General features: G+C 60.5%; 16 protein-coding genes. All 16 read left to right on the top strand.

Annotation, left to right across the window (positions count from 1 at the left end):
* Position 1: 1 nt before the first annotated feature.
* Complete coding sequence (locus HU749_RS21365) at positions 2–529, top strand: YceD family protein (RefSeq protein ID WP_014339505.1); 528 nt, start codon at positions 2–4, stop codon at positions 527–529.
* 13 nt (positions 530–542) lie between these two features.
* Entirely contained in the window at positions 543–725 is a 183-nt protein-coding gene (rpmF, locus tag HU749_RS21360; protein WP_003179396.1) for a 50S ribosomal protein L32, read from the top strand.
* Positions 726–729: 4 nt separating this feature from the next.
* Positions 730–1740 carry a phosphate acyltransferase PlsX gene (plsX, locus tag HU749_RS21355; protein WP_186651266.1) on the top strand — a complete coding sequence of 337 codons (1011 nt, stop codon included), beginning with the start codon at positions 730–732 and terminating at the stop codon, positions 1738–1740.
* A 123-nt stretch (positions 1741–1863) separates the two neighbouring features.
* On the top strand, positions 1864–2802 hold the full coding sequence (fabD, locus tag HU749_RS21350; protein WP_003204258.1) for an ACP S-malonyltransferase: 939 nt from the start codon (positions 1864–1866) through the stop codon (positions 2800–2802).
* A 15-nt stretch (positions 2803–2817) separates the two neighbouring features.
* Entirely contained in the window at positions 2818–3561 is a 744-nt protein-coding gene (fabG, locus tag HU749_RS21345) for a 3-oxoacyl-ACP reductase FabG (RefSeq protein WP_014339502.1), read from the top strand.
* 191 nt (positions 3562–3752) lie between these two features.
* Positions 3753–3989 carry an acyl carrier protein gene (gene acpP / locus HU749_RS21340; RefSeq protein ID WP_003175607.1) on the top strand — a complete coding sequence of 79 codons (237 nt, stop codon included), beginning with the start codon at positions 3753–3755 and terminating at the stop codon, positions 3987–3989.
* Positions 3990–4097: 108 nt separating this feature from the next.
* Positions 4098–5342 (top strand): beta-ketoacyl-ACP synthase II, encoded by a 1245-nt coding sequence (gene fabF, locus HU749_RS21335; protein WP_018613569.1) that lies wholly within the window; start codon positions 4098–4100, stop codon positions 5340–5342.
* Positions 5342–6157 (top strand): aminodeoxychorismate lyase, encoded by an 816-nt coding sequence (gene pabC / locus HU749_RS21330; RefSeq protein ID WP_186651268.1) that lies wholly within the window; start codon positions 5342–5344, stop codon positions 6155–6157. The genes fabF and pabC overlap by 1 nt, the downstream gene beginning before the upstream one ends.
* Before the next feature lie 3 nt (positions 6158–6160).
* Positions 6161–7321, top strand: coding sequence for an endolytic transglycosylase MltG (gene mltG, locus HU749_RS21325; RefSeq protein WP_079304909.1), 1161 nt, complete (start codon positions 6161–6163; stop codon positions 7319–7321).
* A gap of 19 nt (positions 7322–7340) precedes the next feature.
* Positions 7341–7973, top strand: coding sequence for a dTMP kinase (gene tmk / locus HU749_RS21320; RefSeq protein ID WP_095963207.1), 633 nt, complete (start codon positions 7341–7343; stop codon positions 7971–7973).
* Positions 7966–8952 (top strand): DNA polymerase III subunit delta', encoded by a 987-nt coding sequence (locus HU749_RS21315; protein WP_079304911.1) that lies wholly within the window; start codon positions 7966–7968, stop codon positions 8950–8952. The genes tmk and HU749_RS21315 overlap by 8 nt, the downstream gene beginning before the upstream one ends.
* Before the next feature lie 42 nt (positions 8953–8994).
* The gene (locus tag HU749_RS21310) at positions 8995–9351 is read left to right on the top strand and encodes a PilZ domain-containing protein (protein WP_046063690.1); all 357 of its coding nucleotides are present in this window, start codon (positions 8995–8997) and stop codon (positions 9349–9351) included.
* 11 nt (positions 9352–9362) lie between these two features.
* Positions 9363–10157: a TatD family hydrolase gene (locus tag HU749_RS21305; RefSeq protein WP_018613583.1), complete on the top strand. Its 795-nt coding sequence runs from the start codon at positions 9363–9365 to the stop codon at positions 10155–10157.
* Between the two features lie 384 nt (positions 10158–10541).
* Positions 10542–11180: a TetR/AcrR family transcriptional regulator gene (locus HU749_RS21300; RefSeq protein ID WP_003204240.1), complete on the top strand. Its 639-nt coding sequence runs from the start codon at positions 10542–10544 to the stop codon at positions 11178–11180.
* Between the two features lie 153 nt (positions 11181–11333).
* A complete protein-coding gene (locus HU749_RS21295) occupies positions 11334–12302 on the top strand; it encodes a GTP 3',8-cyclase MoaA (protein WP_014339493.1) in 969 nt (322 codons plus the stop codon).
* Between the two features lie 141 nt (positions 12303–12443).
* Positions 12444–13049, top strand: coding sequence for a DUF4823 domain-containing protein (locus HU749_RS21290; RefSeq protein WP_046063692.1), 606 nt, complete (start codon positions 12444–12446; stop codon positions 13047–13049).
* Positions 13050–13060 lie beyond the last annotated feature (11 nt).

Raw genomic sequence — 13060 nt, 5'->3', positions numbered from 1 at the left:
TATGTTGAATGACCCGATTCCACCTCACGTTGACCCGCGCAAATTGGCTGACCGTGGCACCACCCTTCAAGGTGAACTGCTGCTGGCCGATTTGAAGAGACTCTGCGACCCGCTTTCCGACAATGTCGGTACGGTCCAGGCCAAATTCGTTTTTGAACGAGATGAACGTAAATCTGTGGTTATCCACAGCTTTATCGACACTGAAGTCAAAATGGTTTGCCAGCGTTGTCTTGAGCTGGTCACCCTGCCGATCCACAGCGAATGCAGTTACGCCGTGGTGAAGGAGGGTGCGAATACCCAGTCGTTGCCGAAAGGTTATGACGTGCTGGAACTGGGCGAAGATCCATTGGATCTGCAGTCACTGATCGAGGAGGAGCTTCTGCTCGCCTTGCCCATTGTGCCTGCTCATCATCCGGAAGAATGCCAGCAGCCGGCGGGAGCAGATGAGCCCGAACCGAGCGAGGACGAGGTAACGCGGTCCAACCCGTTCAGTGTATTGGCGCAGTTAAAGCGTGACCCAAACGTTTAGGAGTTAATCAATTATGGCTGTTCAGCAGAACAAAAAATCCCGCTCTGCCCGTGACATGCGCCGTTCGCACGACGCTCTCGAGGCTAGCACCCTGTCCGTAGAAAAAACCACTGGTGAAGTTCACCTGCGTCACCACGTATCGCCAGAAGGCGTATACCGTGGCCGTAAAGTGATCGACAAGGGCGCTGACGAGTAATCACTTGTCCGCTCAAGTCATCGCGATTGACGCAATGGGCGGGGACTTCGGTCCCCGCAGCATTGTTCAGGCCAGCCTTGCTTGTCTGAATGCTACACCCTCGCTGCACCTGACCCTCGTCGGTCAACCCTCCCTCCTGGAAGAAATGCTCAGCGGCCAATCGGCTGTCGATCGCGCGCGCCTGACAATTGCCCCGGCGTCCGAAATCATCACCATGGACGAAAAACCGGCCCAGGCCCTGCGTGGCAAGCCTGACGCCTCGATGCGGGTAGCCCTTGAGCTGCTGCGCGATGGCAAGGTCCAGGCATGTGTCAGTGCCGGCAATACCGGTGCGCTGATGGCGCTGTCGCGCTATGTACTCAAGACCTTGCCGGGTATCGACCGGCCTGCGATGGTGGCGGCGATTCCGACCCAGCGTGGGTTTTGCCAATTGCTCGACCTGGGGGCCAACGTCGATTGCAGTGCCGAACATTTGCTGCAATTTGCGGTGATGGGCTCGGTTGCGGCTGAAACCCTGGGTGTCGTGCGTCCTCGTGTGGCGTTGCTGAACATCGGCACCGAAGACATCAAGGGCAACCAGCAGGTCAAGCTGGCGGCCACGCTGCTGCAGGGCGCGCGCGGCATCAACTACATCGGCTTCGTCGAAGGCGATGGCTTGTACCGTGGCGAGGCCGATGTGGTGGTGTGCGATGGCTTCGTCGGCAACATCCTGCTCAAGTCCAGCGAGGGGCTGGCGACCATGATCGGCCAGCGCATCGAGGCCTTGTTCAAGCAGAGCTTCGCCTCGCGGGTAGTGGGCGCCCTGGCACTGCCGTTGATGCGTCGGTTGCAGGCCGACCTGGCGCCGGCGCGGCACAACGGTGCGAGTTTCCTCGGGTTGCAGGGCATCGTGATCAAGAGCCACGGTTCGGCGGGCGTGCAGGGTTTCCAGAGCGCGATCAACCGGGCAGTGATCGAGATCCAGGAAAACCTGCCGGAGCGCTTGCGCGGTCGCCTCGAGGATTTGTTAACTTAGGCGTTTTCGTCCGACAATGCTTAAATGTGACCGGTCGGTTCAAGCCGCCATCCAACTTTCAGTTTGCTAACGCCCCCAGGGGCGTCAATTTTTGACGACAAGATCATTAGGGGCTTTGTTTTCATGTCTGCTTCCCTCGCATTCGTCTTTCCAGGACAGGGCTCGCAGTCCCTCGGCATGCTGGCCGAGCTGGGCGCGCAATACCCGCTGATCCTCGAAACATTCAAAGAAGCTTCCGATGCGCTCGGCTATGACCTCTGGGCACTGACCCAGCAAGGGCCGGAAGAGCGCCTCAATCAAACCGATAAAACCCAACCAGCCATTCTGACCGCCTCGATCGCATTGTGGCGCCTGTGGCTGGCTGAAGGCGGCGCGCGCCCGGCATTCGTCGCCGGTCACAGCCTGGGCGAATACAGCGCCCTCGTAGCCGCTGGCAGCCTGAGCCTGGGCGACGCGGTGAAACTGGTGGAGCGTCGTGGCCAGTTGATGCAGGAAGCGGTTCCGGCCGGGCAGGGCGGCATGGCCGCGATCCTCGGGCTGGAAGACGCCGATGTGCTGGCCGCCTGTGCCGAAGCGGCGCAAGGCGATGTGGTCAGTGCGGTGAACTTCAACTCCCCGGGCCAAGTGGTCATCGCCGGTGCCAAGGCCGCTGTCGAGCGCGCCATCGAGGGCTGCAAGGCCCGTGGCGCCAAGCGCGCCATGCCGCTGCCGGTCAGCGTGCCGTCGCACTGTGAGCTGATGCGTCCGGCTGCCGAGCGCTTTGCCGAATCCATCGCCGCCATCGACTGGCAGGCCCCGCAGATTCCCGTGGTGCAGAACGTCAGCGCCAACGTGGCGCCGGATCTCGAGACCCTCAAGCGGGATTTGCTGGAACAACTCTACAAGCCGGTTCGCTGGGTCGAATCGGTGCAGACCCTGGCGGCCAAGGGCGCGACCGAGCTGGTCGAATGCGGCCCTGGCAAAGTGCTGGCAGGCCTGAACAAACGCTGCGCCGAAGGCGTGTCGACTTCCAACCTCAACACCCCAGACGCTTTCGCTGCCGCCCGTGCAGCGCAGGCCTGAACAGGAGAAGCTTGCATGAGTCTGCAAGGTAAAGTTGCACTGGTGACCGGTGCAAGCCGTGGCATCGGCCAGGCCATCGCCCTGGAACTGGGTCGTAATGGCGCCATCGTTATCGGCACCGCGACTTCCGCTTCGGGCGCCGAGCGTATCGCCGCGACCCTGAAGGAAAACGGCATCCAAGGCACCGGCCTTGAGCTGAACGTCACCAGCGACGAATCCGTTGCGGCGGTGCTGGCAAGCATTCAGGAGCAGTTCGGTGCGCCGGCGATCCTGGTCAATAATGCCGGTATCACCCGCGATAACCTGATGATGCGCATGAAAGATGACGAATGGTTCGACGTGATCGACACCAACCTGAACAGTCTGTACCGGCTGTCCAAGGGCGTTTTGCGTGGCATGACCAAGGCTCGCTGGGGTCGAATTATCAGTATCGGTTCGGTTGTGGGTGCCATGGGCAACGCAGGCCAAGTAAACTATGCTGCGGCGAAGGCCGGTCTGGAAGGTTTCAGCCGTGCGCTGGCGCGTGAAGTGGGTTCGCGCTCGATTACGGTAAACTCGGTTGCACCGGGTTTCATCGACACCGACATGACCCGTGAACTGCCAGAAGCACAGCGTGAAGCCTTGTTGACGCAGATTCCGCTGGGTCGTCTGGGGCAAGCTCAAGAAATCGCGTCCGTGGTCGCTTTTCTTGCGTCGGACGGTGCGGCATACGTGACCGGGGCTACAATCCCGGTAAACGGCGGGATGTACATGAGTTAAATGTGACGGATTGCTTCAAAAAAATGTCATACGAGCTGTCTAAAATCCGTTATAAAGCTGCAATCAATTTATAGACGGCGGGCCGCAGGGTTTGAGGAGTGAAGCTTTCGGTTGAAAAACCGAAAAGTTCTTCTATACACTTACCCACCGGCCAGCTGCCTGAATTTGTCCATTAGGAGTGAAAACAAGGTATGAGCACCATCGAAGAGCGCGTCAAGAAAATCGTTGCCGAGCAACTGGGCGTTAAAGAAGAAGAAGTTGTGAACACCGCTTCCTTCGTTGAAGACCTGGGTGCCGACTCCCTTGACACTGTTGAGCTGGTGATGGCTCTGGAAGAGGAATTCGAGACCGAGATTCCTGACGAAGAAGCTGAGAAGATCACTACTGTACAAGCTGCTATCGACTACGTTACCAGCCACCAGGCGTAATCGTTTTTAGTCGTCGCTAGCTGTCATGGAAAAACCGCACTGCCATCACGGCGTGCGGTTTTTTCTTTAGGCCTGATGCAAAGTCGTCATTAGAAAAAGGAGAGTGCTGTGTCGCGTAGACGCGTCGTAGTCACCGGTATGGGTATGTTGTCGCCACTGGGCACGGATGTGCCGAGCAGTTGGCAGGGCATTCTGGCTGGCCGCAGTGGCATTGGTCTGATCGAACACACCGACCTTTCTGCCTATTCCACCCGTTTTGGCGGCTCGGTAAAGGGCTTCAATGTCGAGGAATACCTGTCGGTCAAGGAAGCTCGCAAGCTTGACCTGTTCATTCAATACGGCCTGGCAGCCGGTTTCCAGGCAGTGCGCAACGCCGGGCTGGAAGTCACCGACGCCAACCGTGAACGCATCGGCGTGGCCATGGGTTCGGGTATTGGCGGCTTGACCAATATCGAAGAAACCAGCCGCACGCTGCACGAATCGGGGCCGCGACGGATTTCTCCGTTCTTCGTGCCGGGCTCGATCATCAACATGATTTCCGGTTTCCTGTCCATCCACTTGGGTGCCCAGGGACCCAACTACGCCATTGCCACGGCGTGCACCACCGGTACCCACTGCATCGGCATGGCCGCGCGCAACATCATGTACGACGAAGCCGACGTGATGATTGCCGGTGGCGCCGAGATGGCGGCTTGCGGCCTGGGCATGGGTGGCTTTGGCGCTTCCCGCGCGCTGTCGACCCGCAACGACGAGCCCGCCCGCGCGAGCCGGCCGTGGGACAAGGGCCGCGATGGCTTCGTGTTGTCCGACGGTGCCGGTGCGCTGGTGCTCGAGGAGCTGGAGCACGCCAAGGCGCGCGGCGCGACCATCTATGCCGAGCTGATCGGCTTTGGCACCAGTGGTGATGCGTACCACATGACGTCGCCACCGGCCGATGGCGCCGGTGCTGCCCGTTGCATCGCCAACGCCTTGCGTGATGCGAAACTCAACGGCGAGCAGGTGCAGTACATCAACGCCCACGGCACTTCGACCCCGGCCGGCGACCTGGCCGAAGCCCAGGCGATCAAGACCGTGTTCGGCGAGCACGCGTACAAGCTGGCGGTCAGCTCGACCAAGTCCATGACCGGTCACCTGCTGGGTGCGGCAGGGGCGGTGGAAGCGATCTTCAGTGTCCTGGCGATCAACAGCCAGACAGCGCCGCCGACCATCAACCTCGATGAGCCGGACGAAGGCTGCGACCTGGACTTCGTGCCGCACACTGCCCGCAGCATGGACATCGATGTGGTGCTGTCCAACTCCTTCGGCTTTGGCGGGACCAACGGTTCGCTGGTGTTCCGCCGGTTCGCCGGTTGATGGAAAGCTGGGTCGACGGTCAGCCGGCCGACGTCCTGTCGCTGAAAGATCGCGGCCTGGCTTACGGCGATGGGTTGTTCGAGACCCTCGCCGTGATCGGCGGCAAACCAGTGTTGCTGGAGCGTCACCTGCAACGCCTGGAAGCCGGTTGCCGGCGGTTGGCTCTCAATGTCGACATGAGCGCGTTGAGCACCGAGCTGAATGCCTATGCCCGGTGCCTGGGCGCCGGCGTGCTGAAGCTGATCGTCACCCGTGGCGACAGTCTGCGCGGTTATGCCGCAGATCCCTCGACCTCGGCCCGGCGCATCCTGCAAGGGAACCCACCTGCCGCTTATCTCGTCGCCCATGCCGAACAAGGCGTTCTGCTGTTTCCCTGCAGCGTGCGGTTATCCGAACAGCCCTTGCTCGCCGGCCTCAAGCACCTCAATCGCCTGGAACAAGTGCTGGCTCGTGCCGAATGGAGTGACGGGCAGTACGCCGAAGGCCTGATGCTGGATACGTCCGGGCGGGTGATCGAAGGTGTGTTCAGCAACCTGTTCCTGGTGCGCGATGGCGTGTTGTTCACGGCGGACCTGAGCCGTTGCGGCGTGGCCGGCGTGATGCGCGCAGAATTATTGTTTCAAGCCAAGTCCCAAGGCATCGCCACGCAAATCACGGATATCAGTCTCGAACAGCTGCACCAGGCTGATGAAGTCTTCGTCTGCAACAGCGTTTATGGCGTGTGGCCGGTACGCGGATGCGGTTCGGCACGCTGGTCGGTTGGCCCGCTCACCCGTAAACTGCAAACCCTTGCCCGTGCGCTATTGGATGTTTGATTCGTGAGACGTAAATTCTTGCTGCTGCTGGAGACCGGACTGGTTCTGGCAGGGCTGTTGTTGGGCGCTTCGGCCTGGAAGATTCATTCGGCGCTGCAACAGCCGCTGAATATCACCCAGGAAGAATTGCTGGACGTGCCCAACGGGACCACCCCGACCGGAACCCTCAAGCGCCTCGAAGCCGATGGCCTGATCAAGGACGCCTTCTGGCTGCGGATCTATTGGCGCTTCAATCTCGCTGGCCAGCCGTTGCACTCCGGTGAATATCGGATGGTGCCGGGCATGACCATGGAAGGCCTGATCGGTGTCTGGAAGCGCGGCGAAGTGGTGCAGTACAGCGTAACGCTGGTGGAGGGCTGGAACTTCCGCCAGGTGCGCGCCGCACTGGCCAAGGATGAAAAGCTCCAGCAGACCCTCACCGGCCTGAGCGACAGCCAGGTCATGGACCGTCTTGGTCACTCCGGGATATTTCCCGAAGGCCGGTTCTTCCCGGACACCTATCGCTTCGTGCGCGGCACCTCGGATGTCGACCTGCTGCAAAAAGCCTACGACCGCCTGGAAGACGTGCTCGCCAAGGAGTGGGCGCAACGTGCCGCCGATGTGCCTTACACCCAGCCGTATCAGGCGCTGATCATGGCGTCGTTGGTGGAGAAGGAAACCGGCGTGCCCCAGGAACGTGGGCAGATTGCCGGCGTCTTTGTGCGGCGTATGCGCCTGGGCATGCTGCTGCAGACCGATCCCACGGTGATCTATGGTCTGGGCGAGCGCTACACCGGCAAGCTCACCCGCGCCCATCTGAAAGAAGAAAACCCCTATAACACCTACCTGATCCCGGGCTTGCCGCCGACGCCGATTGCGATGGTGGGGCGCGAAGCGATTCATGCGGCATTGAACCCGGTGTCGGGCAACAGCCTTTACTTCGTCGCGCGCGGTGACGGCAGCCACGTGTTTTCCGATGACCTGGAGTCGCACAACAACGCGGTGCGTGAATTCCAACTCAAGCGCCGTGCCGATTACCGCTCCAGCCCGGCCCCGGCAACATCGGACGAACAGGCACCCATTCCCGCGGCATCACCCGACACTGCGCCCGACGCTGTACCCCAGGTGCCGCCCCAAGTGCCTGCTCCCGAACCGGATGCCAGCGAGCCGCCGAGCCCGCAATGACTTTGATTAAGGATCGCCTGTGACTGGCTTGTTTATAACGCTGGAAGGCCCGGAAGGCGCCGGCAAGAGCACTAACCGCGAATACCTGGCCGAACGCCTGCGGGCTGCCGGCATCGAGGTGGTGTTGACCCGCGAGCCGGGCGGTACGCCGCTGGCCGAGCGAATTCGCGAGGTGCTGCTGGCGCCCATTGAAGAGGTCATGAACCCCGACACCGAGCTGTTGCTGGTGTTCGCGGCCAGGGCACAGCATCTGGCCGAGGTGATCCGCCCGGCGCTGGCCCGTGGCGCGGTGGTGCTCTGCGATCGTTTTACCGATTCGACCTATGCCTACCAGGGCGGCGGCCGGGGCTTGTCCGTGGAGCGTATCGCCGCGTTGGAAGCCTTCGTCCAGGGTGACCTGCGGCCAGACCTGACCCTGGTGTTCGACCTGCCGGTGGAAATCGGCCTGGCCCGCGCCAGTGCCCGTGGTCGGCTGGATCGTTTCGAGCTTGAGGGCCAGGCTTTCTTCAATGCCGTGCGCAGTGCCTTCCTGAGTCGCGCCAAGGCCGATCCGGCGCGTTACTTGCTGATCGATGCGGCGCAACCGCTGGCCCAGGTCCAACAGTCCCTGGACGGCTTGCTGCCGCGTTTGCTGGAGCGTGTCCGTGGCTGAAGCCTATCCCTGGCAAGACGGCCTCTGGCAGCAACTGGCCGGTCGTGCCCAGCATGCCCATGCCTATCTGTTGCATGGCCCGGCCGGCATCGGCAAGCGGGCACTGGCCGAACGCCTGATGGCCAGCCTGCTGTGCCAGCGTCCGGGTGTCTCGAACGCCTGTGGCGAGTGCAAGTCCTGTCTGCTACTCAGGGCCGGCAGCCATCCCGACAATTATGTGCTGGAGCCGGAAGAGGCGGACAAGGCGATCAAGGTCGACCAGGTTCGGGACCTGGTCAGCTTCGTGGTCCAGACCTCACAAATGGGCGGGCGCAAGGTGGTGCTGATCGAGCCCGTCGAGTCGATGAACATCAACGCTGCCAACGCCTTGCTTAAAAGTCTCGAAGAACCTTCTGGCGACACCGTGCTGTTGCTGGTCAGCCACCAGCCGAGTCGCTTGCTGCCGACCATCAAGAGTCGCTGCGTGCAACAGGCCTGCCCGCTGCCGAGCGAGGCGATGAGCTTGCAGTGGCTGGCCCAGGCCTTGCCTGACAGCAGCGACGAAGAGCGTGTCGAGCTGCTGACCCTGGCGGCCGGCTCGCCCCTGGCGGCTGTCAGCCTTCAGGCCCAGGGCGTGCGGGAGCAGCGGGCCCTGGTGGTGGACGGGGTCAAGAAACTGCTCAAGCAGCAGCAATCCCCCACGCAACTGGCCGAGGGTTGGAACACGATCCCGTTGCTCTTGCTGTTTGACTGGTTCTGCGACTGGTCGAGCCTGATCCTGCGTTACCAATTGACCGAGGACGAGGCTGGCCTGGGGTTGGCAGACATGCGCAAGGTGATCCAGTACCTGGCGCAAAAAAGCAGCCAGGATAAAATCTTGAACATTCAGGACTGGATTCTAGCCCAACGTCAGAAGGTGCTGGGCAAGGCGAACCTCAATCGGGTGCTGTTGCTCGAGGCGCTGTTGGTGCAGTGGGCGAGTTTGCCTGGTCGAAGTTGACAGGTACCGCCTAAACTCAGCTCAATCGCAGCGGAGATCAGCATGAACGAACCTGTCAGTCCCGGGCCACGCAATGGCATCCTGTCCCTGACTATCAAGGACAAGTCGGTGCTTTACGCCGCCTACATGCCCTTCATCAAGAACGGTGGCCTGTTCATTCCGACCAACAAGAATTATCGCTTGGGCGATGAAGTGTTCATGCTCTTGAGCCTGATGGATGAATCGGAAAAGATTCCGGTTGCCGGCAAGGTGATCTGGATGACGCCCAAAGGGGCCCAGGGCAACCGGGCCGCTGGCGTCGGTGTGCAATTCAGTGACGGCGACAATTCCGCCCGCAATCAGATCGAAACCCACTTGGCCGGCTCCCTGAAGTCCGACCGTCCCACCCATACGATGTAGCCTGGCCTTTTATGCTTGTAGATTCCCATTGTCACCTTGACCGTCTCGACCTCGCTGCACATGGCGGTTCCCTGGATGCTGCGCTGGACGCGGCCCGTGAACGGGGTGTCGGTCATTTTCTGTGCATCGGCGTCAGCGTCGACAACGCCGCCGACGTCAAGGCCCTGGCCGAACGTTATGCCGATGTCGATTGCTCGGTCGGTGTCCACCCACTGGATGTCCAGCCCGACGCCGCGCCGGCGCTCGATTGGCTGTTGCGTGAGCTGGACCATCCACGGGTAGTCGCCATCGGCGAAACCGGCTTGGACTATCACTACGAACCGGAAGCCGCCGACGTGCAGCAGGCGTCGTTCCGGCTGCACCTGGAGGCCGCCCGGCAGACCGGCAAGCCGGTGATCATCCACACCCGTGGCGCCCGGGCCGACACCCTCGCCTTGCTGCGTGACGCCGCGCTGCCCCAGGCCGGGGTGCTGCATTGCTTCACCGAAGACTGGGACATGGCCAAGGCCGCCCTGGACATGGGCTATTACATTTCCTTGTCCGGGATTGTCACGTTCCGCAATGCCGATGCATTGCGCGACGTTGCCAGCAAAGTGCCGGCTGATCGGTTGTTGGTGGAGACCGACTCGCCTTACCTGGCGCCCATTCCCTATCGTGGCAAGCCGAACCTACCGCAATACGTACGGGAAGTGGCAGAGTTTCTGGCGATGCTGCGCGGTGAGTCCTACGAGCGGTTTGCCGAGCAGACGACGGAAAATTTTAAGCAATTGTTTCCGCTGGCTCATGTGCGTCCGGCGCAAGCCTGAATTCCATGCAAAAAAAACCCGGGTTCTGGGGGGTGAATCCGGGTTAAGACCATTAGGAGTAAAACAAAGGTACGCGGTCCGTTGGTACCTTCATCAGCGCGTCACTTGGGGGAGATGTCGCGCCGACAGTTCAAGTATTGATCAGTATGCCAACCCGTCCAGTCTGGCCGGGGCGGTTTTTAAACAAATTTGGAATACGCTCGCTTCGGATAAGTTCTCACCGTCGCCAAAGCTCGCAGGCGCGGCGCATTGGCGTGAGGAACGGCGAGCCGGGTGCGCACGGTTTTGTGAAGAACAGTGGCCGAGAACGGATGATCCGTGCATTTTTGCGTAAGTTAGGCATAATACCCGGCTTCGAATTTTGACCCTTCAGACCTTTTTCTTATGCACAAAGAACCCCGTAAGGTCCGTGAGTTTCGCCGCCGCGAGCAGGAAATTCTCGACACCGCGCTCAAGTTGTTCCTCGACCAGGGTGAAGACAGTGTCACCGTCGAGATGATTGCGGATGCCGTGGGTATCGGCAAAGGCACGATTTATAAACATTTCAAATCCAAGGCGGAGATCTACCTGCGTCTGATGCTCGACTACGAGCGCGATTTGAACGAGCTGCTGCACTCGGCCGATGTGGACAAGGACAAGGAGGCCCTGTCCCGGGCCTACTTCGAGTTCCGCATGCGCGACCCGCAGCGCTACCGCTTGTTCGATCGCCTGGAAGAGAAGGTGGTCAAGGGCAACCAGGTGCCGGAAATGGTCGAGGAGCTGCACAAGATCCGCGCCTCGAACTTCGAACGCCTGACCCTGCTGATCAAGGGCCGGATCAGCGAAGGCAAGCTTGAAGACGTGCCGCCTTATTTCCATTACTGCGCCGCTTGGGCGCTGGTGCACGGCGCGGTGGCGCTGTATCACTCGCCGTTCTGGAGCAACGTGCTGGAAGACCAGGAAGGTTTCTTCCAGTTCCTGATGGACATCGGCGTGCGCATGGGCAACAAGCGCAAGCGCGATACCGACGTCCCGAGCAGCTAAGGCCGCACAGGCCAAGACATTCAGCTGTCTTATTGCGCCATGTCCGCTTACATGGCGCAGTGTCCCAGTAATATACTCAGGCTTGGGTCTTGCGAAATCTTGATTTCTAGGTCAATTTTCGCGAGTCCGATTTTTCTCGTGCCGGAGTGATCCATGATCGTTGACCGTCAAGGCAGGCGTTTCCGTAATCTGCGGATAAGCCTGACCTCCGCCTGCAATTACGCCTGTACCTACTGCGTGCCTGACGGCAAGCGGTTGGTGGCTGCGCAGGATGAACTGTCGGCCGAGGCCATGGCGCGTGGCGTAGCCTATTTGATCGAGGCCGCCGGCATCGAGCGGCTGCGCATCACGGGCGGCGAACCGTTGGTCAGCCCCAAGCTCGAGCGTTTCATGACGGCGGTGGGACAGATGGGCCTGGAGGACATCAGCCTGACCACCAATGGCCAGTTGCTGGCGAAAAAACTGCCGTTGCTGGTAGACGCCGGTATCCGTCGTATCAATGTTTCCCTCGACACCCTGGACCCTGCCGCGTTTCGCAGTATCGCCCGTGGCGGCGACCTGGCGACCGTGCTTGATGGTATGGAGCAGGCCCGGGCCACCGGGATGAAGATCAAGGTGAACATGGTGCCGTTGCGCGGGCAGAACCTGGACCAGGTAATGCCTTTGCTCGAATACTGCCTGGAACGTGGCTATGAGTTGCGTTTCATCGAGTTGATGCGCATGGGCCATCTGGCTAGCGACTCCAACGCCTTCCTGCAGCAGTTCGTCAGCCTCCAGCAACTGCTCAGCCTGATCGGCGATCAGTACGAATACCTGCAAGCCGACGCGCCGGTGGATGCCACGGCGGTGCGCTATGAGATACCGGGGCTGGGTCACTTTGGCGTGATCGCCAACGAAAGCGTGCCTTTTTGCCGTACCTGTTCGCGCCTGCGGTTGTCTTCCACGGGCTGGCTGCACGGCTGCCTGTCGTCGAGTAACCGTCACTTCGTCGGTGACCTGCTGGACAAGCCTCGTCACCAGGCCTTGCCGGCGCTTCAGCGCTTGTTGGTCAAGGCGTTGGGGGACAAGCAGGAAGTGGCATTCTCCGGCGGCGCGACCATCATGAAAATCATCGGCGGCTGAATAAGGCTTTTGTGGCGAGGGAGCAAGCTCCCTCGCCACAGGGTATTCCAAGGCTGAGACCCAACCATCCTGCAAGCTGGCGCAAAAGCTGCATCCCACGACCATTCGCCGGTTTTCCGACACCGGTTTTTGGAGGGTAGGATGCGTAGCCTGGTTTTGCTGCTGGCCGTTTTGGCGCTTGGTGGCTGCATGAATGTCAGCGACATGGGAGAGGGTGTTCGTTACCACATGAGCGACGCTGGCCTGCTGGACCATAGCGACAGCCGTCGTGTGAACAATCTGCGTATTCAGCCTGACTCGTTCATCTACATTGCCCAGGGCGCCTTCGCTCCGCCAGGCAGTGCCTATCCGCGTCCCAACGTCGTGGCCGAGGAAGCCTTCAATGGCTTCATTGAATATTTCCCCATGGTCCGTCGCGCCCGTGTTCCCGAAGGCCTTGACCAGGCCATGGGCGAAGCCCGTTCCGCCGGCGCCCATTATTTGCTGTACACCCGCTTCGCCAAGGCCGACAACCGCATTGGCAACACTGACGAATGGCAGGATGAAGAAGCCGTGGATCGTCTGGGCGTCGATACCAGCGTGATTCAAATCATGTTGATCGAGACCAGCACCCAGTATTTGATTGATACTGCACGCATCAAGAGTCGTGGCGGTTTACTGACGTTGCACGACAAGCAGCCACAAGACCTCATCGCCACGCCTTTGCGTGAATATGCCCGCAGCCTGCTGGGGATGAGCGACGAATAAATATAAGGAGT

Origin of the sequence: Pseudomonas ogarae (genome assembly GCF_014268695.2) — a bacterium.
Taxonomy (GTDB): Bacteria; Pseudomonadota; Gammaproteobacteria; order Pseudomonadales; family Pseudomonadaceae; genus Aquipseudomonas; species Aquipseudomonas kilonensis.
The sequence above is the reverse complement of the archived record's forward strand: the minus strand, read 5'-3'. Positions and strand labels throughout refer to the sequence as shown.

Bases quoted from the DNA above. Each gene is read 5' to 3' on its own strand.
- HU749_RS21365 (WP_014339505.1), top strand. From the start codon at position 2: ATGTTGAATGACCCGATTCCACCTCACGTTGACCCGCGCAAATTGGCT.
- rpmF (WP_003179396.1), top strand. From the start codon at position 543: ATGGCTGTTCAGCAGAACAAAAAATCCCGCTCTGCCCGTGACATGCGC.
- HU749_RS21290 (WP_046063692.1), top strand. From the start codon at position 12,444: ATGCGTAGCCTGGTTTTGCTGCTGGCCGTTTTGGCGCTTGGTGGCTGC.
- acpP (WP_003175607.1), top strand. From the start codon at position 3,753: ATGAGCACCATCGAAGAGCGCGTCAAGAAAATCGTTGCCGAGCAACTG.
- fabD (WP_003204258.1), top strand. From the start codon at position 1,864: ATGTCTGCTTCCCTCGCATTCGTCTTTCCAGGACAGGGCTCGCAGTCC.
- HU749_RS21310 (WP_046063690.1), top strand. From the start codon at position 8,995: ATGAACGAACCTGTCAGTCCCGGGCCACGCAATGGCATCCTGTCCCTG.
- HU749_RS21300 (WP_003204240.1), top strand. From the start codon at position 10,542: ATGCACAAAGAACCCCGTAAGGTCCGTGAGTTTCGCCGCCGCGAGCAG.
- HU749_RS21295 (WP_014339493.1), top strand. From the start codon at position 11,334: ATGATCGTTGACCGTCAAGGCAGGCGTTTCCGTAATCTGCGGATAAGC.
- HU749_RS21305 (WP_018613583.1), top strand. From the start codon at position 9,363: ATGCTTGTAGATTCCCATTGTCACCTTGACCGTCTCGACCTCGCTGCA.
- pabC (WP_186651268.1), top strand. From the start codon at position 5,342: ATGGAAAGCTGGGTCGACGGTCAGCCGGCCGACGTCCTGTCGCTGAAA.
- fabG (WP_014339502.1), top strand. From the start codon at position 2,818: ATGAGTCTGCAAGGTAAAGTTGCACTGGTGACCGGTGCAAGCCGTGGC.